This is a genomic window from Candidatus Zixiibacteriota bacterium, assembly GCA_034439475.1.
Taxonomy (GTDB): Bacteria; Zixibacteria; MSB-5A5; order GN15; family FEB-12; genus JAWXAN01.
Window position 1 is genome coordinate 41,766 of sequence record JAWXAN010000034.1, and the last position, 22,034, is coordinate 63,799.

21 protein-coding genes are annotated in these 22,034 nt (G+C 48.4%); 6 read left to right on the plus strand and 15 right to left on the minus strand.

Annotated features, from left to right (window positions below):
* The first annotated feature begins 145 nt into the window (after positions 1 to 145).
* The 6 genes from SGI97_04485 (at position 146) to SGI97_04510 (ending at position 5,683) form a co-directional block, all read left to right on the plus strand.
* On the plus strand, positions 146 to 1,243 hold the full coding sequence (locus SGI97_04485) for an endonuclease/exonuclease/phosphatase family protein (protein MDZ4723146.1): 1,098 nt from the start codon (positions 146 to 148) through the stop codon (positions 1,241 to 1,243).
* A 46-nt stretch (positions 1,244 to 1,289) separates the two neighbouring features.
* Positions 1,290 to 2,390, plus strand: coding sequence for an AI-2E family transporter (locus SGI97_04490; protein MDZ4723147.1), 1,101 nt, complete (start codon positions 1,290 to 1,292; stop codon positions 2,388 to 2,390).
* A gap of 74 nt (positions 2,391 to 2,464) precedes the next feature.
* Positions 2,465 to 3,475 carry a YihY/virulence factor BrkB family protein gene (locus tag SGI97_04495; GenBank protein ID MDZ4723148.1) on the plus strand — a complete coding sequence of 337 codons (1,011 nt, stop codon included), beginning with the start codon at positions 2,465 to 2,467 and terminating at the stop codon, positions 3,473 to 3,475.
* A 139-nt stretch (positions 3,476 to 3,614) separates the two neighbouring features.
* The gene (locus SGI97_04500) at positions 3,615 to 4,238 is read left to right on the plus strand and encodes a LemA family protein (GenBank protein MDZ4723149.1); all 624 of its coding nucleotides are present in this window, start codon (positions 3,615 to 3,617) and stop codon (positions 4,236 to 4,238) included.
* Positions 4,239 to 4,250: 12 nt separating this feature from the next.
* Positions 4,251 to 5,027 (plus strand): TPM domain-containing protein, encoded by a 777-nt coding sequence (locus SGI97_04505; protein MDZ4723150.1) that lies wholly within the window; start codon positions 4,251 to 4,253, stop codon positions 5,025 to 5,027.
* Positions 5,028 to 5,050: 23 nt separating this feature from the next.
* Entirely contained in the window at positions 5,051 to 5,683 is a 633-nt protein-coding gene (locus tag SGI97_04510) for a hypothetical protein (GenBank protein ID MDZ4723151.1), read from the plus strand.
* 81 nt (positions 5,684 to 5,764) lie between these two features.
* Here SGI97_04510 and SGI97_04515 read toward each other — a convergent pair whose 3' ends face one another.
* From SGI97_04515 to SGI97_04585, 15 genes are all read right to left on the minus strand, one after another.
* Positions 5,765 to 6,031 (minus strand): DUF3185 domain-containing protein, encoded by a 267-nt coding sequence (locus SGI97_04515; GenBank protein ID MDZ4723152.1) that lies wholly within the window; start codon positions 6,029 to 6,031, stop codon positions 5,765 to 5,767.
* A 534-nt stretch (positions 6,032 to 6,565) separates the two neighbouring features.
* Positions 6,566 to 9,664, minus strand: coding sequence for an efflux RND transporter permease subunit (locus tag SGI97_04520; GenBank protein ID MDZ4723153.1), 3,099 nt, complete (start codon positions 9,662 to 9,664; stop codon positions 6,566 to 6,568).
* Complete coding sequence (locus SGI97_04525) at positions 9,661 to 10,797, minus strand: efflux RND transporter periplasmic adaptor subunit (GenBank protein ID MDZ4723154.1); 1,137 nt, start codon at positions 10,795 to 10,797, stop codon at positions 9,661 to 9,663. The genes SGI97_04520 and SGI97_04525 overlap by 4 nt, the downstream gene beginning before the upstream one ends.
* Before the next feature lie 272 nt (positions 10,798 to 11,069).
* Positions 11,070 to 12,236, minus strand: a complete 1,167-nt coding sequence (locus tag SGI97_04530) for an ABC transporter permease (protein ID MDZ4723155.1) — start codon at positions 12,234 to 12,236, stop codon at positions 11,070 to 11,072.
* Between the two features lies 1 nt (position 12,237).
* Entirely contained in the window at positions 12,238 to 13,395 is a 1,158-nt protein-coding gene (locus SGI97_04535; protein MDZ4723156.1) for an FtsX-like permease family protein, read from the minus strand.
* The gene (locus SGI97_04540; protein MDZ4723157.1) at positions 13,392 to 14,072 is read right to left on the minus strand and encodes an ABC transporter ATP-binding protein; all 681 of its coding nucleotides are present in this window, start codon (positions 14,070 to 14,072) and stop codon (positions 13,392 to 13,394) included. The genes SGI97_04535 and SGI97_04540 overlap by 4 nt, the downstream gene beginning before the upstream one ends.
* A 21-nt stretch (positions 14,073 to 14,093) precedes the next feature.
* Entirely contained in the window at positions 14,094 to 15,284 is a 1,191-nt protein-coding gene (locus tag SGI97_04545) for an efflux RND transporter periplasmic adaptor subunit (GenBank protein ID MDZ4723158.1), read from the minus strand.
* A 192-nt stretch (positions 15,285 to 15,476) separates the two neighbouring features.
* A complete protein-coding gene (locus tag SGI97_04550; protein ID MDZ4723159.1) occupies positions 15,477 to 15,812 on the minus strand; it encodes an iron-sulfur cluster assembly protein in 336 nt (111 codons plus the stop codon).
* 42 nt (positions 15,813 to 15,854) lie between these two features.
* Complete coding sequence (locus SGI97_04555; protein MDZ4723160.1) at positions 15,855 to 16,340, minus strand: SUF system NifU family Fe-S cluster assembly protein; 486 nt, start codon at positions 16,338 to 16,340, stop codon at positions 15,855 to 15,857.
* On the minus strand, positions 16,337 to 17,614 hold the full coding sequence (locus SGI97_04560; protein MDZ4723161.1) for a cysteine desulfurase: 1,278 nt from the start codon (positions 17,612 to 17,614) through the stop codon (positions 16,337 to 16,339). Before SGI97_04560 ends, SGI97_04555 begins: the two co-directional genes overlap by 4 nt.
* A gap of 29 nt (positions 17,615 to 17,643) precedes the next feature.
* Positions 17,644 to 17,952 carry a Rieske 2Fe-2S domain-containing protein gene (locus SGI97_04565; GenBank protein ID MDZ4723162.1) on the minus strand — a complete coding sequence of 103 codons (309 nt, stop codon included), beginning with the start codon at positions 17,950 to 17,952 and terminating at the stop codon, positions 17,644 to 17,646.
* A 3-nt stretch (positions 17,953 to 17,955) separates the two neighbouring features.
* The gene (gene sufD, locus SGI97_04570; protein ID MDZ4723163.1) at positions 17,956 to 19,248 is read right to left on the minus strand and encodes a Fe-S cluster assembly protein SufD; all 1,293 of its coding nucleotides are present in this window, start codon (positions 19,246 to 19,248) and stop codon (positions 17,956 to 17,958) included.
* Positions 19,248 to 20,687, minus strand: coding sequence for a Fe-S cluster assembly protein SufB (gene sufB, locus SGI97_04575; protein ID MDZ4723164.1), 1,440 nt, complete (start codon positions 20,685 to 20,687; stop codon positions 19,248 to 19,250). Before sufB ends, sufD begins: the two co-directional genes overlap by 1 nt.
* Positions 20,687 to 21,460 carry a Fe-S cluster assembly ATPase SufC gene (sufC, locus tag SGI97_04580; protein ID MDZ4723165.1) on the minus strand — a complete coding sequence of 258 codons (774 nt, stop codon included), beginning with the start codon at positions 21,458 to 21,460 and terminating at the stop codon, positions 20,687 to 20,689. Before sufC ends, sufB begins: the two co-directional genes overlap by 1 nt.
* A 64-nt stretch (positions 21,461 to 21,524) precedes the next feature.
* Positions 21,525 to 22,004: an Rrf2 family transcriptional regulator gene (locus SGI97_04585; protein MDZ4723166.1), complete on the minus strand. Its 480-nt coding sequence runs from the start codon at positions 22,002 to 22,004 to the stop codon at positions 21,525 to 21,527.
* Between the last annotated feature and the right edge of the window lie 30 nt (positions 22,005 to 22,034).

Here is a 22,034-nt window from a genome sequence, read left to right on the forward strand (position 1 = left end):
TCGGCGGTGGATGCTTGTCAACTATCCTCATATTTGTCATCCTCTTCTGGATTTTTGGATACGTATCCTGCTAAAAAACAGAAGCAGAACTCTTTTGGGTTGTAAATAACTCGTTCTGTCTTCGAGAAGGTTGAGGAAAATGGGCATGAAAATAGCATTGTTAATCGTGGGAATCCTCATGATTGTAGCAACAATCCTTCCAACGGTTCGGACCAATGCATGGTGGATACGAGTCTTTGACTTTCCTCGCGGCCAAATAGCTCTTATTACCCTTGCCTGCCTCGTGGTCTATTTGTGGCACTTCGATAATTTTTCACTTCTTGAAAACTTATTTATCGCCGGCCTTGGATTGACCGTCTTCTTTCAAAGCATGTCCATGTATCCATATACCCTCCTGTCGAAGGTGCAGGTTCAAAAGTGCGTCATTTCACCGGGACTCTCCACAATCAGTCTGCTTGTCGCCAACGTGCTGATGAACAATCGCAATACTGAGCAATTGCTGTCAATTATTCAGGAGAAAAATCCCGATCTTGTTCTAACACTCGAAACCAACCAATGGTGGCAGGAGAGGCTAAAGTTTCTGGATGAATCTTATCCCTATTCAGTATCGCATTTACTGGACAACTTCTATGGCATGTTCTTACAGTCGCGCTTAGAACTAATCAATCCGACCGTGGAGTTTCTAATCGAAAAAAATGTCCCCTCGATCCATTCGATTGTCAGGTTGTCTTCAGGGGAGCACATTGAATTGCATTGTCTGCATCCTAAGCCCCCAAGTCCCACGGAAAACGATACGTCCACTGAGCGGGACGCCGAATTGCTGATTGTCGCTAAATCCGTAAAATCCTCACGTTTGCCAATAATTGTCGCCGGAGATCTCAATGATGTCGCATGGTCTCATTCGACGGCTCTCTTTCAAAAAATAAGCGGTCTGCTTGATCCGCGAATAGGACGCGGCTTTTTTAATACGTTCAGCGCCAACATACCTTTCTTCCGCTGGCCGCTCGACCATGTCTTTCATTCGGATCATTTCAAGCTTGTGGAGATTGAACGTCTTGCGAAATTAGGATCAGACCACTTTCCCATGTTTATTAAACTCAATTATGAGCCTACAGCAATCCAGAAACATACGGCTCCAACTGCAGACCACGAAGACCATAAAGAGGCAAATGAGCAGATTGAGAAGGCTGCGAGGAAGACCGGACAGCCGGTCATTGTGTTACAGCCTATACGTCCGAAATAAAATTATTAGGAAATAGAACGACCAGGAAGAAGGGGAGCATTCAGACATGGTAACAGACGTCCGCATTCAACGATCCACCCGGACTTTTATTACTGTGCTTGGAATTATTGGAATCTTTTTCATTCTCTATATAAGCAAAAGCATTCTTATTCCATTTACCTTTGCCGTCCTGCTCGCTGCACTGCTCTATCCAATTAAGAGATTTCTCGATAAAAAAAAGGTGCCAGAGACTTTATCCATATCGATGACGCTGCTCATTGCCATAGCCGTTGTCGCGGGAGTGTTGATTTTTATCATTTTTCTGGTAGCAAGGGTTACAGAAGACTTCCCCAGATTTCAAACACAATTCTCAGAGTTTATTGATGAGACGCAGTTGACAGTGGAGCAAAAATTCGGCATTCAGACCGAAAAACAGATAGCGTGGATTAGAGAGCGCGCTTCTACTGCTCTCGAAGGCAGCGCATCGCTTGTTGGGCAGACATTTCTCGTCATAACCGATATATTAGTCATAATCACTTTAGTGCCTCTCTATGTCTTTCTTTTGCTTCTCTACAAGCCGCTTATTGTCGAGTCTATTGTTCAAATAATTGCGGGAACAAGCAGAACTGACAGCAAAGATGTGCGAACGGTAATTGGTGATACTCGAGGCGTCATACAGAATTATCTGGTCGGATTGCTAATAGAAACGGCAGTTATCGCTGTTATTTCAATTGTGACATTGCTACTGCTTGGTATCGACTATGCCGTTCTGCTGGGAATAATAATAGCCATAATCAATCTTATTCCATATATAGGCGTGCTAATAGGCAGTGTACTCCCTGCGCTCGTGGCTCTCATAACCAAGGAATCTTCGTGGTACGCGCTGGCGGTAATAGGGATATTTGTAGTCATACAATTTGTCGACGGCAATATAATAATGCCCAGAATTGTCGGTTCGAAAGTAAGCTTGAACGCCTTGGCCTCGATCATGGGCGTATTGATTGGTGGTCTCATTTGGGGACTTCCAGGCCTCTTTCTCGCCCTGCCTATCGTAGCTATTCTAAAAGTTATTTTTGATAGAAGTGAGTCATTACAGCCTTGGGGAATGCTCTTAGGCCACGATGATCTTTCCAATGCCAAAACCGACACCGCCAATTTAAGCAACTAATTCTAAAGAATTAAGATTCCCTGTTCTCTTCTATTCCATCGTATAAAGAGAGAAGAGGAGCATACAGGGGAAATATGAAATCACAGAGTGGAAAAGTGTTCGGGGAAGGTGAATTACACCACAAAGCACTTTCTGGCCCGGCCGCTGCTTCTTCAATCTCCCGGTCGCCTGCCTCAAAGGTGGCGGGCTTCTTTCCTAAACTGGTAGTGAATGTCAAAGATTTTGCTTCTCATTACTTGGGAGGCCTTTATCACAAGTTTGATGAACATCCAATCTTTCTTCTCTCAAGCGGGCTTGCCTTTTCATTATTTGTTACCATTGTCCCTATGGTGTTGTGCGCTTATGCGGTGTTGGGCATGGTCGTCGAGCAAGCCGCAATTGAAGGGGACTTAAGCGCTATGATTGATCAAGCAATTCCCTATCCGAAATATGCCGAAGCGACAAAAGAATTACTCATAGGTCGTGCACAAGCATACGGCGAAGATAAAAAGACGCTGGGCCTGGTTGGCCTTGTATCACTCTTGTTTGCCGCCACAACACTCTTCTCCAGCATGAGGACTATCCTCAACGCCATTCATCATATTCGGTCTACAGAATCAATCATTTTGAGCAAACTCCGCGACTTCAAACTCATGTTTTACTTCCTTCTGCTGATTCTACTCTCAATCACCCTTCTGCCTCTCCTGAACTCAGTAATTGATAAAGCTGCTTGGTTAAATACCGGGAACTATACGGAATTCAAGATCGTTGACCAACTTGTTATGATTGTTAGCTCGGTCGTGACACTTTTTGCCGCTTTCTTTCTTTTATATTTTCTTCTTCCCTATAAGCGACTCGAAAAGAAAGCCATTGCGGTAAGCGCCCTTGCGGCGGCGGCGCTTCTTGTCATTGCGCAAAAGGCATTCGGATTTTATATCCAGAATGCGCTCTCACTTGAAGACATGTACGGTCCGTATGTGGTTGCGCTTATTATTGTGACCTGGATATATTATACCGGGATTGTTTTTATTCTCGGCGCGGTCATCGGTCAGCTCTATCGTGAGCGATGCCACACCGGTTTGGTTCACACCGACTCAAAAGATTGACCTGCATTATCCATTTGACCCTCATTTGCTGTCAATGTATCTTCACCCCTTGAGTAGGCAATGCGCCATTCTGTTTATGAGTAAATCAAGAGTGGCTCAAAACCGAGTGGAAAAGATATGTGTATGAAAGGAAATGATAATGAAGAAATCAGGAATCGTCCTGTTGGTAATCGTTGGATTGCTTGTATTGGCGGCTGTTATGATTTGGGGAGGACGTTCTGCTCTTGTCAGCCGATCGCAGGCGGTTGATGAAAAATGGAGCCAAGTGCAGAATGTCTATCAACGACGATTTGATCTTGTGCCGAATTTGGTGGCATCGGTCGATAATTTTATGATGCGCCAACAAGAGACACTCACCGAAGTCATTGCCATGCGCCAGCGCGTCATTGACTTAAAAGCCTCGGGTGATTCGGCGCTGCTGACCCAGAACCCGCAATTGCTCGATTCAATCTCGACGCTACTCTCACGACAATTAAACTCGTTCATCAATGTGGTTTCTGAGAGATACCCTGAGATAAAGGGTGAGCAATTGTATTCTGATTTGCTTGTTCAGCTCGAAGGAACCGAAAATAGAATTGTGCAGGAGCGAAGAACCTACAATGAAATCGTTCGCGATTACAACACCTATCGTCAAACGGGGATACGAGCACTCATCGCCGGAGCCATCTTTGGATTCCCATATCAGCGTGATTACTTTGCGGCGACTTCGGAGGCCCAAACCGCTCCAAGCGTTCGGGATGCTTTTGATCCGAATAAGAAATAGATAAATAGATAGATGAAAAACTTGCGGCGATATTTTAAATTCACACTTTTGGCTGTGTGCTGTTTTGCGATGTGGAAGACAGCAGCCGCCCTCGAAGTGCCATCCTATCGGGGACCGGTAACCGATCTCGCAGACATTCTGGACAGTCAGGTCGAAGAAGAGCTAAGCGCACTCATTGAACAGTATCGCAGCCAATCTTCTCACCAACTCGGGATACTTACAATTAAGAGCCTTGACAATGAGGGCCTTGAGGATTTTGCGGCCAATGTTTACAAGAAATGGGGAATCGGTAGGGGCAAGGAAGACGACGGCGTGCTTCTCCTGATAGCGGTCGATGACCACAAAGCGCGTCTTGAAATTGGCTATGGACTTGAAGGGGAACTAACCGACCTCGAATCTGGTCGGCTGGTTGGCCGCAGTTCACTCATGGCCGAGCATTTTCGTTCAGGTGATTATCCCTCGGGGATACTGTCGGTAATTGAAGGAGTAATTACGGCTATCGGCGGCGAGTACGTGATTCCGGAAGAGGCCAGAAAGAAGAAATCAAGGGGTTTATCCCCAGCAATTCTCTTCTCACTATTTGCCTTATTCTTTATTCTTCGTTCAAGAATGAGACGAAACCGATTGGGTCCTGGCGGCAGGCGTTTTGGATCATTCGGCGGGCCCTTTATCGGAGGATTAGGTGGTGGAATGCTGGGAGGCTTTGGTGGCGGCTCGAGAGGCGGTGGGGGTGGCTTTAGCTTTGGTGGCGGCTCTTCAGGCGGTGGCGGCGCGAGCGGAGGCTGGTAGGTTGAAACTACTGGGGATTATATATGAAAAGGCTCGTTGAGAAATATTTTTCCGAATTTGACCTTGCGGCAATTGAGCAAGCGGTTAACCGCGCTGAACAAAAAACAGAAGGGGAGATCGCGGTCCAGATTGCGCCTTATTCCCGCAACTGGACAATGTATAGGCTTTCTGTTTCAGCCGCCTTTGCGCTGGCAGGATTGTGGCTTGCTCTATTTATCACCCAAGAAAACAATTGGGGGATATCTTACAATTTTGCACAGGGGGCTCTCGGTGCCATTTTAGGTTTTGTTGCGGGGTATCTGCTTTTTCCGCTTCTGTTTGGCCGCCGAGAAGAAAAGCGAAAACTGGTATGGAACCGCGGTCTTCTTTTATTCTCTCAACTCACACCCACTCGCGGCAAGACGGGTGTGCTGCTATTTATTTCGCTGGCCGAATCACAAGCGGCTGTTATCGCCGACAAGCGCATCGCGGAGAAAATTACACAACAGCGATGGGACGAGATTCATTCTTTCATTGTCAAGGGATTGAGCGATCATAAGCACAGCGAAGGCATGATCAAGGCAATCGATGAAGTCGGCAAGGACCTTGCGCTGCATTTTCCACGACTGGAAGGCGACAGCAATGAATTGCCGAATCGCCCTACCATTCTTAGCTGATTATCAAGTTATTGAGTAGTGATAAAAGAAACAGTCGTGGAACGGTTTGAGTAACGCTCCACGATTGCTGAAATTCGAATATTAGGCTGTTCGAATGTTGTCATCGCGTCGAACACGGACCGGTGTATTATCATCTGTGCGTGAGCCAACCAGAAGCATGATAATACCGCCAACGAGCGCCAAGCCTCCAAAGATGGCTGGGAGCGAGGTCCGATCTTCTTCGACAGCTATACTGCCACCCGGGACATCAGCGATTGTTTCGTTGTCAGAAAACAAGACACCCTGAAATGCCAGCAAAAGAGCTCCCACAATTATGAGAACTATCCCCGCACGTTTTTTCGTATTCATAGAATCCTCCTGTAGAGCGCGTCTTTTGCCGCGCCGACTTCAAGTACCGCTAAACCGGCCGACCGCCGCGAATGACGCGCACTAAAACGACGACAATTGCGACGACTAACAAAATAGTGATGAGAGTGCCAAGCATATTCGACTCCTTTACAGCTAACAACTGAGTTTAGAGTGTTTATCTAATCTTCGTATAGATTCTACAAGATCCATAATAGCGCCCTAACCAACAGGCTCAAGGCTGTCGTACCAGCATCTGCAATTAACACATCTTTATACGGCATAACGCCTATAATATTTCCGAATCATTTGATTCTATGGCATATCTTCACATTCGAGCATTCTGATACGATGCATGTATAAAACCACAGTTCAATCTTAGGATTTAGAAGCATTAGAACTTATCAAAAAAGGATCGTGTACAACGGCTCAAGGTGACTGCACGCCTGTTTAGGGACCGAGAGTAAACAAAAAACCACCCGTTTTTGCGGCTGGTTTGGAATATTTTTGACAACTTAGATCAAAGACTCGGTAATTTCAATGCTCCATTTTAACAGGGACAGGTTCTTTGGTATCCTCGGACATAACAACGCGGTGTCCCTTTGTGAACCGAGCAAGGAGGGAGTAGACTACGGGTACAAGGACAAGCGTGAGGAAAGTAGAGAAGACCATCCCGCCCACGACGGCAATACCCAAAGGACGTCGGGCTTCCGCCCCTGCGCCGAGACCTATCGCAATCGGCAGGACGCCGAAAATAGTCGCAAACGATGTCATCAGGATTGGACGCAAACGAATCCGCGAAGCCTCAGCGACGGCAGAGACGATATCGTGTCCTCTTTCCCGAAGCTGATTGGCATACTCGACAATCAGGATTGAGTTCTTGGTCACTAACCCGATAAGCATGATAAGCCCTATCTGAGAATAGATATTCAGGCTCTGGCCGAAAAGAAAAAGTGAAAGCAGCGCACCAAAAATGGCAAGGGGGACTGATAGCAAAATTGTCATCGGATGTACAAAGCTTTCAAACTGAGCGGCCAGCACAAGGAAAATAAAAATGACGGCCAGGAGAAACATATAATACAGCGCGCTCGAAGACTCGCGAAACTCCCGAGATTGGCCGGAGAGGGCGGTCTTAACATCGCTTGACAATTCCTCCTGTGCAATACGATCAAGGTCATCAAGGGCCTGTCCGAGCGTGACTCCCGGAGCAAGGCCAGCAGAAATAGTCGCCGAACGAACGCGATTGAAGTGATTCAGTTCCTTTGGCGCGACCGTTTCGCGAACATTGACAACGCTTGCAAGCTGGACCATCCCGCCTCTTCCGCGAACATAGATTTCGTCGATTGCATCCGGTGTCGAACGGTCTATTGGTCTCGTTTGCGCAATGACATCATACTGTTTGGCGCCCCGTTTGAAAGTAGTCACAACGCGCCCACCGAGGAATGATTCGAGGGTTGTGCCGATATCGGTCACCGATACACCAAGTCCTGCCGCGCGCTCACGATCAATGGTTATATCAAGTTGCGGCTTATTTAGCTTCAGGTCTGTGTCGAGATTTATGAGATAACCAAGTTGGGATGCCTTGGCGGACATGGTGTTGACAGCGACCTGAAGTTCATCATACGTCTGAGCCTGAAGTACATAGGAAACAGGATTGCTGAAATCACCGCCGAGGCTTGGCGGATTGATGACGAATGCAAATACGCCCGGAATCGAGAAGAGTTGGGGGAATAATTCACCCACAATCTGTTGCTGTGATTTTCCCCGCTCGTCGCGTGGTTTGAGGGCAATAAATACAAAACCATTGGTGACACGCCCCGGCCCGGCGAAGGCGAGCCCTGTTGCTGTGAACACACCTTCAACTTCCGGTAAACGCATCACAACTGCTTCTATTTGACGCATGTAGCGGTCGGTGTATTCGAGCGTCGAACCTTCCGGCGCGATGACAATGCCGAAAGCGTGACCTCTGTCTTCGGTCGGTACCAGTTCGCTGGGAAGCTTAATAAATAAATACGCGCTGATGGCAACGAGTCCAGCCGCGCCTGCTATAACGAGAGCGCGGTGACGAAGCGCGCCATCAACAACTCGACCATAGGTGCTATCGAGCTTGGCAAAGGCTGAGTCAAAGGCTTTAGAAGTGCGTCCGGTGCTAGCCCCATGCAACGGTTTGAGAATTCTTGAACTCATCATCGGCGTCAGTGTCAGCGCAACAAAGCCAGAAATAAGAACAGCCACTGCCACCGACGCGCCAAATTCGTTGAACAGCCGCCCGACATTCCCTTCAAGAAAGGCAAGCGGAACGAAGACTGCCACAAGTGTGATTGTTGTGGAAACCACCGCGAAACCAATCTCCTTCGCGCCATCCATTGCCGCTTGCATTCGAGGTTTTCCCATCTGCATGTGGCGATAAATATTTTCCAAGACAACAATAGCGTCATCGACAACCAATCCGATGGCCAGTACAAGCGCAAGCAGGGTCAGGATATTGATCGTGTAGCCGAGAAAATACGAGGCCGCGAATGCGCCGATTATCGATGTCGGGATAGCGATTGTTGGAATGATCGTCGCGCGGAAACTTTTGAGAAAGACCAAAATGACCAAAACCACCAAAATCAGGGCGAGAAAGAGCGTGTCGGTCACTTCATTTATCGATTCGTTGATAAAAGTTGCGGAATTATATGCAACGCTGATTGTCATTCCATCAGGAAGTAGCTTGCGCAAATCAGGCAAAGCGTTAATGACAACATCGGCCACATCGAGCGTGCTTGCCCGGGATTGCTTGATGACTCCCAGTCCGACCGAAGGCAGACCGTCGTATCGCACTTCAGTCCGCTCGTCTTCAGCGCCGACCATAACATCGGCAATGTCTCTGAGGCGAACCGGTTCATCCCCTCTCTGAGCGACAATAAGCGCGCCAAATTCTTCGGCGGTAACTAAATCACCTCGAGTGCGAACGGAGAATTCACGCCCTGCTCCTTCGACACGCCCGCTTGGTATTTCGGCATTTTCACGGGCGATGGCCCGTTCGACATCGGCGGTGGTGAGATTGCGCGATGCCATCCTCTGCGGATCAAGCCAGACGCGCATCGCGTAGCGGCGCTCGCCTCCCAGAAAAACTGAGCCGACACCAGTAAAACGCTGAATACGCTCTTTTAAAATGAGGTCCGCGACCTCTGTCAATTCAAGACTTGTGTGTCTGGTACTTGAAAGTGCAAGCCAGACTATCGGTTGGGCGTTGGCGTCAACTTTTTCGATAACGGGATCTTCGGCCTCTCGCGGTAACTGGCCGCGTATGCGCGACACCCGGTCACGGACATCGTTTGAAGCCTCGTCGACATTTCGTCCAAGCTCAAACTCAATGGTTATAACCGAGCCTTGCTCCAGGCTCGAGGAGGTGAGCGTTTTCACACCTTCAACAGTCGAGAGTTGCTCTTCAAGAATATCTGTGATTTCGGTCTCGACAACGCTCGGGCTGGCTCCGCGATAGAAGGTCGTGATGGTCACCACCGGCGGGTCGATATCGGGATACTCTCTTACTGGCAGACGTGTAAATGAAATTATCCCAAAAAGGAGAATAACCAGACTCATCACTATGGCTAATACAGGCCGATTGATCGAAATCTCGCTTAACTTCAGTGCCCACCTGCCGCCGCTGGAGTTTGCGAATCATTTGGCGCGCCGGTAGGCAAAGGCATCACCTTCGCCCCTGAAAAGAGCTTCTGATGTCCCGCGCTGACTATATTCATACCACTTTCGAGCCCCGATGTGACTTCGACAGAACCTCGCTGGCGCGAGCCGGTAGTAATCGGCGTTCGTGCAACCGAGCTATCGGGGCCGACTACAAACACCCATGACTGGTCGCCCTCTACAAAAACAGCCTGATCTGGAATGACAAGGGCGTTTTCACGAGTATTGAGAACTGCGGCCACATTGGCCGACATACCGGGACGAAATTTTCTGTCTGTATTTTTGACACGGGCGACGATACTTGTGCTTCGCGTTGACTGGTCGACAACTGGATCAATAATGTCGATAGTTCCGGTGAGTTCGTAATCAGGAAAGGCAGAAGTCGAGATTGTGACCTGTGCCCCTCGATTCAATAGGGGGTAGTAACGTTCCGGCGCCGAGAAGACAATTCGAAGTTCATCAAGTTGCGCCAAATCAGTAATTGGATCTCCTGATCGTATAAACGCGCCGGGGCTGACCTGACGAGCGCCCACGACACCTGAGAACGGGGCGGTAATGCGTGTCTTATCAAGGCGGGCGCGAATAAGCGCAACATCCGCTTTTGCAACACTGAGCGCAGCGGTGGCATCGTCGTGTTCCTGCTGGGCGCTTAGCTGCTGCTCAACAAGCTTTTGAATACGATCAAATGCATTTTGCCGCTGAGTCAAAACAGCATTTGCGCGGGCTTCTTCGGCTCGGAGCTGGGCGTCATCAAGCTGTGCGATGACTGCTCCTTTGGCGATTGCTTGCCCTTCGCGAAAGGGAAGTTCCCTCACCAAGGCGTCGATCTGTGATACAATTGTGACGGCATCGTTTGCTTCGACAGTACCGACAGCTTCAAAACGATCAGTCACTGTTTCCTGGCTCACAGCCGCCATTTCAACAGGTATTGGCGGGAATCCACCGCCGCCTCCACCCGGTCCGCCTTCGGCGGATTGATCCTCCCCGCATCCAGTAAAGGAAAGAAGCGCTGACATCAAAAAAATACCAAACATCGCAAAATGTGATGATTGCGCCCGGTTATCCGATCTTCGACTTATCAAATTCAAAACTTTCTCGCAATAGTATGGCCGTTCATACGCGGCTCATGGTTCGGCCCGATGCCGGGTGGTGTTATTTGTTAGCATACCGAAATAAGAATTATTCGACAATCTTCCAAGAGTTTTCCTTCTAAAATACTCGCCTCGCATTCAAACGACCCTTTCCCCATCCCAAAATAAGACCTGCAACTCTACTACGCTGTCACAAATCTGAAATAACAAGGCAGGCTTGAAAAGTATCAACACACGACGTATAATACAAGTTCCCGACGTGCTTATTTTGCGCGCAGGGCGTTTATGATGCGAAGTCTCGACGCGCTGACCGCAGGAAGGAAGCCACCGACAATTCCCATTACCACAGAAAAAATGAGCGCGTTTACGGCTATTTGAGCCGACATTTCAAATGGGAAGGCTATCTCTGCGAATGTATCAAAGTTAGTCGTCGACACTTCCATCCATTGGAGAAAACTAGCCAACGCAATTCCGATTAAACCGCCTATGGTGGCAATAGATAATGACTCTATTAAGAAGGCGAACAGGACCGAACCTTGGCTAAATCCAAGGGCGCGAAGTGTGCCGATTTCAACTGTGCGATTTGCCACTGAGGCGTACATGGTAATCATCGCCCCAACAATTGCACCCAGAGAAAAGACGATTGAAATAACCATGCCGAGGATATTGATGAAATCGGTAAAGCTTTTGGATTGCTTTTTGTAATAATCAACTTCGCTCATCACATCGACTGTGAGTCTTCTGTCTGCCTCAAGCCGTTTCTTCAGCTCATCGATAGTTTCGCCTTGTGCTAATTGCAGGGTGAACGATGAAAACACCGGCCGCTCGAAAGCGGACATGAGCTGATCGTCGTCTCCCCACAACTCTGATTCAAAACCCGAACCCCCGGCTTCAAAGATTCCAACTACTGTCCACTCACGTTGGCCAAAACGGACTTTTTCACCGATGCCGCACCCTTTGAAATTCTTCGAGACTTTTGCTCCGGCGATAATTTCTGATGTCCCCGGCTGCCACATACGTCCTTCGACTACTTTCACATTCGGCCGAATCGCTATCGAGATGTCACTCACTCCGCGCACCGGTACATTGCTCGGCTCGTTGTTTGACCGTTTTATCAGATTGATGAGCACAAGGATCTCACCGGCGAATTTGGGCGTGCCGTCTTCGGTTCGGGCAATCCCCGGATCAGATTTTACAATATCAGCCATATCCCGGGGCAAAATAGAGACAATCTCAGTATTTGCAGACTTGCGTACGACAACGGCGTTGTTGTCACTCCCGGTATCAACTAATGTCTGTTGGAGACCGTTTGACAGCATGAGCACCGCACAAAAGACAAACACCACTAAAGCGATACCGAAAATGGTCAGCGTTGATGTGAGCTTTCGAGCAAAGGCATTCTTTATTGAATAACTAATGAGTAATGGCATATTAATCTATTGTCCGTAATCCGTTAACAATTGTTGTATTGAGGGCCTTTATAGTCGGAAAGATTGCCGCCAGCACGCCGACAGCAAGAGCGGATAGGGATGCGAAAATAATCGTCAGGTCGGTAAGCGGAATTGTTGGCAGGAAATTGCTCATGGCGCTACGCATCAGAGGAATAATAAGGAACGTTAATCCCAATCCAGTCAGTCCACCTAAAAAGGCAATAAAAATTGACTCGCCAAATATCAGGCTGACCAGATGCTTTGTGCCAAATCCCAAAGTTTTTAACACGGCATATTCCTTCAGCCGTTCTCGCGCGGTCATCGCCATAGTATTACCCAAGACGAGCAAAATAATGCCAATGACCATAATTGAAACTATCCTCAGGCCAAGAATAATCGAGCCGGACATGGAGATAAAGCCCAATGTGAAAGCTTCTTCAGTTTCGGTTTTTGTTTCAGCGAGTGAATTTTTAAACATGGCATCTATTCTATCCGAAATCTGTGCGGCACGTGAAGGATCGGCTATGGTCACACCGAATGTGCCTATTTTACCTGCTCTTCCCGGCATCTCCTCCCGCATGCGTTCATCAAGATAGGCAAAATGAAAAAACATGGTTGACTCATCGGTATTTTCTTTTGCTCCGGTATAAATACCTCGAATGACAAAATCCCATGTGCCGGGGTAAATATCACCTTGAACCTGTATTTGATCCCCAATTGACCATCCGAAGCGGTCGGCGAGTTTTCGTCCCACAACTATAGCGTTCCGTTCGGCAAGGAATGCCCGCCATTGGTCCGGCGGCACAAGGTATTCCGGATACATCGGGAAATACGTTTCGGCATCGACCGCAAATTTTGCGAAGAAGTTGCGCGAGTCGACATACACTCCGCCAAACCACGAGGCGTGAGAGACTGCCGTCACACCTTCAACTTGCTTAACTTTCTCTACGTATGCGAGGGGGAGGTCAAAAATCAACGAGACGGCATTGCGAGCGATGAGTCGGTTCGGAGATGATGCTTCCGTCTGGCTGTACCATGCATCAACCGCGCTCCGAATGATGCAAAATGCCATCACCGCTATTGCCATTCCCAGAATCGTCAAAATAGTGCGGAGTTTATGGCGGGCGGCGTTTCTCGTGATGAGCTTCAGTATTTTCATGACTTGGCCAGTTCCCCCTTATCGAGATGCTTGACCACATGCGCGGCTTCAGCGGCACGAGGGTCGTGGGTGACCATGACGATTGTCTTTTTAAATTCCCGATTGAGTTGCGAGAGCAGATTCATTATCGATTCGGCCGATTGTTTATCAAGATCGCCAGTTGGCTCATCGGCCAGTATCAGATCAGGATCGGTGACAATGGCACGGGCAATGGCTACGCGTTGTTCCTGACCCCCTGACAACTGGTTGGGATAATGCTTCATACGATCCGCGAGCCCCACCACCCCAAGGGCTGTTTCGACCTGCTTTTTACGTTCTACTTTATTAAGCTTAGTCAGCAGGAGAGGAAGCTCCACATTTTCAAAGGCATTCAGCACAGGCATGAGATTATAAAACTGGAAAATAAATCCAATATGTCTGCTGCGCCATTTAGCCATCTCAGAATCGGAGAGACTGGAAATATCGTCATCACCGACCCTGACCCGACCTTCGGAAACGCGGTCAATCCCGGCAATCAGATTTAACAACGTCGTTTTGCCGGAACCAGAGGGTCCCATGAGGGCGAGGAATTCCCCTTCAGGAATGCTAAGCGAAATATTTCGCAACACGGGGATTTCGAGCTTGTCACGGTAATACGATTTGTAAACTGAATCGACCTGTACGATAGCTTTTGACATCAGAGAACCTTTACTATGCTATTAAGATGATAATTCTATTTTTTGTCCGGTGGTCATTTTGCCCGGAGGGGAAAGAACAACTTGATCACCCTGTGATAGCCCGCTTATTATTTCGACAAGCCTTCCGAGTTCTCTGCCAGTTGTAACCGGAACCGCAGTTGCGCGGTCGCCGTCGATGCGAAAAACAATGCTTTGTCCATTACGGCTTGTTATTGCCTCTTTATCGACGGCGATTGCATTGACCTCGGCGCTGGTTGTGTCTTCTTGTTTAGTAAAGAAATTGACCCGCGCCGACATTTCCGGAAGAACTTTCTTATCTATCTCATCAAATGCAATTTTGGTAAGTACTGTCGCGCGCGAGCGATCTGCCGTGGGCACAATTTTTTTCACGTGACCGGCATAGGTAACGCTGGGGTAAGCATCGAGAACAATCTCGCATCGCTGGCCGATCTGTACTTTTACAATGTTAGACTCGTTGACATCGGCTTCCACTTCGAGTGAGTTCATATCGGCAAGGGTGACCACTGAACCTTTCGATGAAGCCGATGATGCAAACGGAGCGACAATCTCGCCAACATCGGCATTTTTCATTAACACTGTGCCGTTAAACGGCGCCCTGATAAATGTATTTTCGAGATTAACCTCGGCTACTGTCACCGCTGCGGCCGAGCCCTGCACTCGTGCCAGAGCATTGTTATAGTTTGTCTCCGATAACTCAAGCTCCGCATTCGTTATAGCTCCTGATTGGAGCAATGCCTTCCGTCTGCGAAAATCCCGTCCTGCATTGAGTGTGTCAACTTCCGCCTGTCGGAGAGCCGCCGCTGCGACATTGAGATTTGCCTTCATATCATTATTATCAAGACGCGCGATTACCTCTCCCGCGGATACGGTATCCCCCTCCTCGAAGCCCAGATACTCAAGCCGGCCTGTTCCCTTTGACGCCACTTCGGCCATACGTTGAGCCACCACATACCCTGTCGCAACAAGGTCCGCGGTTGCATCCGAGCCGCCTAAGAGGATCACTGACGTCGATTGAACTTTGGTCGACGGAACGACTTTTTCACGAAACTGGAAGTAGACAAGTATCAGTACAACTATGCCGACTGCGGCCAACAGATACCGCCAGACATTGCTTTTGGGACGATCGTCGAATTTGCGGCTTTTGTCGATGCGGAGCGACGATATCTCCGCTCTGTTCTCTTTAGGTTCCATACTCAGTTTCTAAGGGCATATCACTTGTCCAACTATGATAGGTCTTGAGTAATATTTATTGATTAGAGAGCCAAATCAAGTGAAATAATTTTCAAATGAGACAAGCGGGATATGAGGTTAGACCCTCATATTCAACTAACAATGACGATACAATGGCGCTTTGAAATAAGAGAAAAGGAAAGGCAGCATATCCTACCAGATACCCAACTGGTCTTTGGCCAAATCTGAGGCCATCTCCTTCGGGTCCCAAACTGGTTCCCAGACAATAACGACATCGACTTTGGTAACACCATCGAGCTCTTCTATGGCCCGGTGGCACATCGCGATGATCATCTCCCCGAACGGACAGGCCGGACTAGTGAGCGTCATTTTGACTTTGGCCTCACCGGCATCGTTTATGTCAACATCGTATACGAGTCCAAGATCGACGATCCCAATCCGAATCTCCGGATCGGTAATAGGCCGAAGGGCTTCGATCATTTGCTCTTTTGTGATCGAGTGAACAGCTTTGGTAACATTATTCATCATCAGTTATCCTTTATTGTATTTGGGGTTGAACTCCGAAAAAGCTCAGGCAATTTCTTCCTCGGTTGATATATTCGCCGTCAAAGCGCCGTTTCCTGCGGAATAGTTTCTCATTCCTTCAAGCAGCGTCACCCAGGCCAACAAGGCGCATTTTATTCTAACTGGAAATTTCTGCACGCCGCTCAGAGAATTGAGATCCCCCAAATCCTGAATTTCGGGCGCGATCCCTTCCCCTTTGAGCATGCTTCTGACTGCTTCCACTATACGCCGGGCATCTTCGAAGCTCTTACCTTTTACAGTCTCGACGAGCATCGATGCCGAAGCCACCGATATCGCGCAGCCTTTGCAATCAACATGGATATCCGCAAGATTGCCTTGGTTCATTTCAACGCGGAGCGCGATTTCATCGCCACATGACGGATTAATGCCATCGGAGCTGATATCGACACGGGCGACCTGTTTTTTCCCCCGGGGAGAGCGGTAGTGCTCGAGAATAATTTCGCGGTACATGTCATCGAGTGAAGCGTTCATACACCAAAATACTTTCTCATCTCGATAATGGCGTCGGCTAGCGCATCGATATCGGTCTCGTCATTGTAAATATAGACCGAGGCGCGAGCGGTGGCGACTTTCCCCAATGCCTTCATGAGCGGCTGAGCGCAGTGATGTCCGGCGCGGATGGCAATGCCGCGTGAGTCTAAAAATGTGCTGATATCATGGGGGTGCAGATCGGCATCGGTAAATGAAATCGCTCCGCCGCGATGAGCGGCATCGAGCGGACCCTGAATTTCAAGTTTCGGAATGGCAGATAATTTTTCGATAGCGTAACGGGTCAATTCGCGCTCATGCAGACGGACAGCGTCCATGCCGAGATTTTCCAAATAGGTGAGGGCGGAGTCGAATGCGATAACATCGGCGATATTCGGCGTGCCAGCTTCAAATTTGTTCGGCAGGGTATTAAACGTAACTTTATCAAAACGAACTTCGCGAATCATTTCCCCGCCAAAATTAAACGGCGGCATCGCATCAAGGAGTTCTTTTTTGCCATAGAGAATGCCGACACCAGTCGGACCGAGCATTTTATGCGACGAAAAAGTATAGAAATCGGCATTCAGCTCTTTCACATTTACCGGCATATGCGGCACCGCCTGCGCTCCATCGACAACGACAACGGCGCCATGTTTGTGGGCAGCTGCAATAATTTCATCGAGAGGATTTATCGTCCCCAGTACATTTGACATGTGGCTGACAGCCACAAGTTTGGTCTTGGATGTAATAATCTCGTCAATCGAACTCAGATCGAGATGGCCGCAGAGGGTTATCGGGATTTTCTTCAGGATTGCTTTCTTGCGTTGGGCAATCATAAACCAAGGCACAAAATTGGCATGGTGCTCCATTTCGGTGATGACAATCTCATCCCCTTCTGAAATATTGACCTCGCCCCATGAATAGGCAATAAGATTTATAGCTTCGGTCGCGCCCCGGGTGAAGATTATTTCTTCGGGACGCGTGCCGCCTATAAATTTGGCTGTGTGCTTTCTGGTTCTCTCATATCCTTCGGTTGCCCGCTCGGCGAGAGTATGAAGCCCGCGATGGACATTGGCATTATTTTTCTTGTAGTAATCGATTAACGAGTGGATAACCACATTCGGCTTCTGCGAGGTTGCAGCGTTATCGAGATAGACCAATCTGTGACCATTTATCTGCTGAGGCAAAATGGGGAAATCGGCTTTGATCTTCTCGACGTCCAGACCGAGCGTCAGGTCGCCGACCTTAATACTTTTCTGCTGCACATGTGTTGACATATCTTCAAATATCCTGTTGCACGCGTGTATTACACACGGACAAAAATCTCTTCTCCTTCAATTTTCAACTCGTACGTATCAATCGGCACGACCGCCGGAGGCGCAGTCACCGCGCCAGTTTTCAGGTCAAAGCGCGCTCCATGCCTCGAACACATTATCTCGTTGCCGCGGATCCTGCCCGTGTGAATAGGTTCTGAGTCATGGGTACATTCATCCGCGACAGCGTAAAATCCATCGACAGTATGAGCGACCACGATTAGAACATGATTAACCTCGAAGGCTTTGAGTTTCCCCTGCGGGATATCTTCCGTCGAAGCAATTCGAACAAAAGTACTCATAGCCTAAATCTCTTCAAGCCGTGCGGTCACATAGGCCGAAATCTGTTCACGCAAATCCTCGGGAAGCAACCCAAATGTCGATGCCACGTAGCCTGAGACAATCATCCGAACGGCATCTTTGTGCGCAATACCGCGGCATGAGAGATAGAACAATTGTAGTGGGTCAATCGGTCCCACAGTCGCGCCATGGGTACAGGAAACATCTTCGTTGAGAATCTCAAGCTCAGGAACAGTCTCAGCCTTAGTGCCTGGATTTAAAAGCAAGTTCCGGTTTTCCTGATAGGCCGCGCAGGTTTTCGCAGTCTTATCAATTCGGATAAGACCGGTGTAGGCGGAATGCGCTTTGTCTTTCAGGACCACCTTAAAATTAATGTTCGATGTCGTCTGTCCGGCGGAATGATGATGCAAAGTATGATTATCAAAGTGTTGGTAATCGGTACCGAACAAAAGGCCGGCCATTTTACTGTCAGCCCCCTGACCATCGAGGATAACGCCGAAGTTTTGCTTGGTCGTCGATCCGCCAAAGGCGAGCGGAATGGTCAGCATAGTCGCGCTCTTCTCAATACGTGCGCGGTGGGTCAGATAGGCATTGACTCCTGATCCCTGACGTTGAAGCGAGACATAGCGCGTCCGGCTATTTGCCAGACCGATAATTTCGACCGCGCCATTGCTTTGTGTCGGAGCTTTGTCGGAATCAAGCGAACCGCCCCGGTATTCGTCAATAATTGTTGCTTCGGCATTCTCACCGATAACAATAAGCAGTCTCGGAAACTGAGAAGCGCCAGCCTCGGCGGACTCGCGAACTAAATGAATAGGCTTTTCGATAGTTATGTTTTTTGGGACATATACAAATATCCCATCGTTCCACATCGCGCCATTCATTGCTTCAAACTTCCCGAACTGATCATTGATGAGCGAGTAGAGATATTTTTCGACTATTTCCGGATGCGAGAGTACAGCCGCACTCAACGAAGAAACAACCACGCCTTTGGATCGGGCTTCGCTGCCCATCTCCACACCTATCTCACGGCACGCAAAATCAACGGCGAGTGCAGCGAGATGGCCGTTGGCTAAATTCTTCTTCTCGTTTTCTGCCCCGGGGGGCTGCCTTCCGGTTTTAGCCTCGACACCTGCAGTATTTGGAACTGCAATAAATTTATTCGGGTCGGTGTAACGCCACAAATTCAGGCCGCGGCGGGGCAGAGGCTGTTCGTTGAATCGCTCCAGAGACAGCTTTCGTTTTTCGCTCAGCCATGTCTGTTTGTCCGATGTTTCTAATTCTGTATTCTTCATCATTATCCTATTGAACCTTCCATTTCGAGTTCTATGAGTCGGTTCAACTCCACTGCATACTCAAGCGGCAATTCCTTGGTGAAAGGTTCCATAAAGCCGTTCACAATCAACAGTCGCGCTCCATCTTCAGTCAAGCCGCGGCTAGTCAGATAGAAAAGTTGTTCTTCAGCTACTTTTGAAACTCGCGCTTCATGTTCGATTTTTACCTGGTCATTATCAATTTCCATCGTCGGATAGGTATCGCTTCGGGCGTCCCGGCCAATCAATAGCGCGTCGCATTCGACCGAGACTTTGGAGTTAGTCGCGCCTTTGTGGACTTTGACAAGCCCGCGATACGACGCCCGTCCGTTGTCTTTCGAAATAGATTTTGATGTAATCCGAGAGGATGTATTAGGCGCGACATGGATAACTTTTGCGCCAGCATCCTGATGCTGATCGACTCCGGCAAATGCGACCGAGAGGATTTCCCCTTTGGCGCCTTCGCCGAGAAGTTGAATGCAGGGGAATTTCATCGTCAAACGCGAGCCGAGGTTTCCATCGACCCATTCGACAGTTGAATTTTTGTACGCATTAGCGCGTTTGGTCACCAAGTTATAAATATTGCGCGACCAGTTCTGAATGGTCGTGTAGCGAATATAAGATTCATCCATAGCCACCATCTCGACAACCGCGGAGTGCAACGATTCGGTCGAATAGACTGGCGCAGTGCATCCTTCAATATAGTGTACCCGTGCACCTTTATCGGCGATGATGAGTGTCCGTTCAAATTGTCCCATATTCTCAGCATTGATACGGAAATAGGCCTGCAATGGCGCAGTGACATTCACACCCTGCGGGACATAAATAAACGACCCGCCCGACCAGACAGCCGTATTGAGCGCGGCAAATTTGTTATCAGATGCGGGAATTACAGTGCCGAAATATTGCCGCACGATCTCCGGGTATTCGCGAAGTCCGGTATCCATATCTAAAAAGACCACGCCGAGTTTTACCAAATCCTCGCGAAGCGAATGATAGACCACCTCGGATTCATACTGCGCTGAAACACCGCCTAAAAAGTTCTTTTCGGCCTCGGGTATACCGAGCTTGTCAAAAGTTTTGCGGATATATTCGGGGACATCATCCCAGCTTTTCTGAGTGTTTTCGATAGGCTTCATGAAATAGTAGATGTTGTCAAATTTTATTTCATTCAAAAGCGCGCTGTCGCCCCAAGTCGGCATCGGTTTCTGCAAAAAGATTTCAAAGGCCTCGTGGCGGATTTCGTTCATCCACTTCGGCTCTTTTTTCATGCGCGAAATCATCTCAACGACTTCGTGATTTACGCCGCGCACGCCTTTATGAAAATAATCGACTGGATCATGAAAACCATACTTGGCAGTATAATCCGCCCCGATTGTCGATAGATCTCTCTTTTGTTGTTCTACAACTCCTGCATTAGACATTAAAGTACTCCTACTTTCTGGCCGAGTGATTCCTCGATCCAGTTATATCCCTGATCTTCTAGTTTGAGGGCCAGTTCCGTGCCCCCGGATTTGACTAATTTTCCATCCATCATAACATGCACAAAGTCCGGTTTGACATAATCCAGCAAACGCTGATAGTGCGTCACCAGAAGGATCGCGTTATCTTTCGTGTGGAATCTGTTTATCCCCTGCGCGACAGTCTTGAGCGCGTCGATATCGAGGCCCGAATCGGTTTCATCCAGAATCGCCATTTTTGGATTGAGCACCGCCATCTGAAGAATCTCAATTCGTTTCTTCTCACCACCTGAGAAACCATCATTTAAGTACCTCGCGGCAAACTGCTGGTCAATCTGCAAATCGGCCATGTGGCCCTTGAGCAGTTTGCGGTAATCAGACATATCGGCCTCTTTCCCTCGATGGGCAATCAATGCCGTGCGGAGAAAGTTTGCGACGGTAACTCCCGGTATCGCCAAGGGATACTGAAAAGCGAGGAAAAGCCCGGCGCGTGAACGCTCATCGGCCTCAAGCTCATTTATCTCGGCTCCATCAAGCACGGCCTTTCCGACTGTTATTTGGTAGGCCGGATGACCCATGAGAGCATTTGACAGTGATGATTTTCCACTGCCGTTGGGACCCATGATGGCATGAATTTCCCCTTTATTTATTCTAAGCGAAGCCCCTTTTACGACTTCCTTACCCTCAACTTCAACATGAATGTCCTTGAATTCAAACAAGACTTGTTTGTCTGACATAAGTAATCCTCTTCAATCTATATTTAATCAAATATTTCTTTTTATCGCAACACAATGACTTCAATTATTTTCTGGCCTCCAGTCCCAAGGTTGTCGCTGTCACTACTTTTCGCTTCAGCGAGGCAAGGGTATCGCGGTTTATCAAATCTTCGATTGTCGTTCCAATCAAAAAATCCTTAAGATATCCAGCCAAGCCGACAAGCACAGGATGGATCGAGCAGTCGCCGATATGTACGCAGGTATAGCCAAGTCCCGAATAACGTGTGCAGTGGTTGGGGTCTAAGAGCGGCCCGCCGAGCGTGGTTAGAACTTCGAACAATGTAATTTCGCTGGGATGGCGGGCAATGGTGAACCCGCCTGTTCTGCCACGTACTGCTACCACCAAATTGGCCTTTCGTAAAAGCGAGAGAAGTTTCGATGCATAGGGCACTGAGATTCCTTCTCGCTCGGCTATATCAGCAATAGAAAGCTGCGAATATGCCCCCTCTTTTGCCAGACTTAGGAGGCATCGCAATCCAAATTCTTCGACAGCTGTTATTCTCATAAACTTATCTCGTCCAAAAAATTAGTACCC

Excerpts from the sequence above, each read along its gene's own strand:
- SGI97_04565 (MDZ4723162.1), bottom strand. The coding sequence starts at position 17,952 with ATGAGTACTTTTGTTCGAATTGCTTCGACGGAAGATATCCCGCAGGGG.
- SGI97_04495 (MDZ4723148.1), top strand. The coding sequence starts at position 2,465 with ATGAAATCACAGAGTGGAAAAGTGTTCGGGGAAGGTGAATTACACCAC.
- SGI97_04540 (MDZ4723157.1), bottom strand. The coding sequence starts at position 14,072 with ATGTCAAAAGCTATCGTACAGGTCGATTCAGTTTACAAATCGTATTAC.
- SGI97_04485 (MDZ4723146.1), top strand. The coding sequence starts at position 146 with ATGAAAATAGCATTGTTAATCGTGGGAATCCTCATGATTGTAGCAACA.
- SGI97_04560 (MDZ4723161.1), bottom strand. The coding sequence starts at position 17,614 with ATGTCAACACATGTGCAGCAGAAAAGTATTAAGGTCGGCGACCTGACG.
- SGI97_04505 (MDZ4723150.1), top strand. The coding sequence starts at position 4,251 with ATGAAAAACTTGCGGCGATATTTTAAATTCACACTTTTGGCTGTGTGC.
- sufD (MDZ4723163.1), bottom strand. The coding sequence starts at position 19,248 with ATGATGAAGAATACAGAATTAGAAACATCGGACAAACAGACATGGCTG.
- SGI97_04510 (MDZ4723151.1), top strand. The coding sequence starts at position 5,051 with ATGAAAAGGCTCGTTGAGAAATATTTTTCCGAATTTGACCTTGCGGCA.
- SGI97_04555 (MDZ4723160.1), bottom strand. The coding sequence starts at position 16,340 with ATGAACGCTTCACTCGATGACATGTACCGCGAAATTATTCTCGAGCAC.
- SGI97_04535 (MDZ4723156.1), bottom strand. The coding sequence starts at position 13,395 with ATGAAAATACTGAAGCTCATCACGAGAAACGCCGCCCGCCATAAACTC.
- SGI97_04500 (MDZ4723149.1), top strand. The coding sequence starts at position 3,615 with ATGAAGAAATCAGGAATCGTCCTGTTGGTAATCGTTGGATTGCTTGTA.
- sufC (MDZ4723165.1), bottom strand. The coding sequence starts at position 21,460 with ATGTCAGACAAACAAGTCTTGTTTGAATTCAAGGACATTCATGTTGAA.
- sufB (MDZ4723164.1), bottom strand. The coding sequence starts at position 20,687 with ATGTCTAATGCAGGAGTTGTAGAACAACAAAAGAGAGATCTATCGACA.
- SGI97_04550 (MDZ4723159.1), bottom strand. The coding sequence starts at position 15,812 with ATGATGAATAATGTTACCAAAGCTGTTCACTCGATCACAAAAGAGCAA.
- SGI97_04515 (MDZ4723152.1), bottom strand. The coding sequence starts at position 6,031 with ATGAATACGAAAAAACGTGCGGGGATAGTTCTCATAATTGTGGGAGCT.
- SGI97_04585 (MDZ4723166.1), bottom strand. The coding sequence starts at position 22,004 with ATGAGAATAACAGCTGTCGAAGAATTTGGATTGCGATGCCTCCTAAGT.
- SGI97_04545 (MDZ4723158.1), bottom strand. The coding sequence starts at position 15,284 with ATGGAACCTAAAGAGAACAGAGCGGAGATATCGTCGCTCCGCATCGAC.
- SGI97_04490 (MDZ4723147.1), top strand. The coding sequence starts at position 1,290 with ATGGTAACAGACGTCCGCATTCAACGATCCACCCGGACTTTTATTACT.
- SGI97_04530 (MDZ4723155.1), bottom strand. The coding sequence starts at position 12,236 with ATGCCATTACTCATTAGTTATTCAATAAAGAATGCCTTTGCTCGAAAG.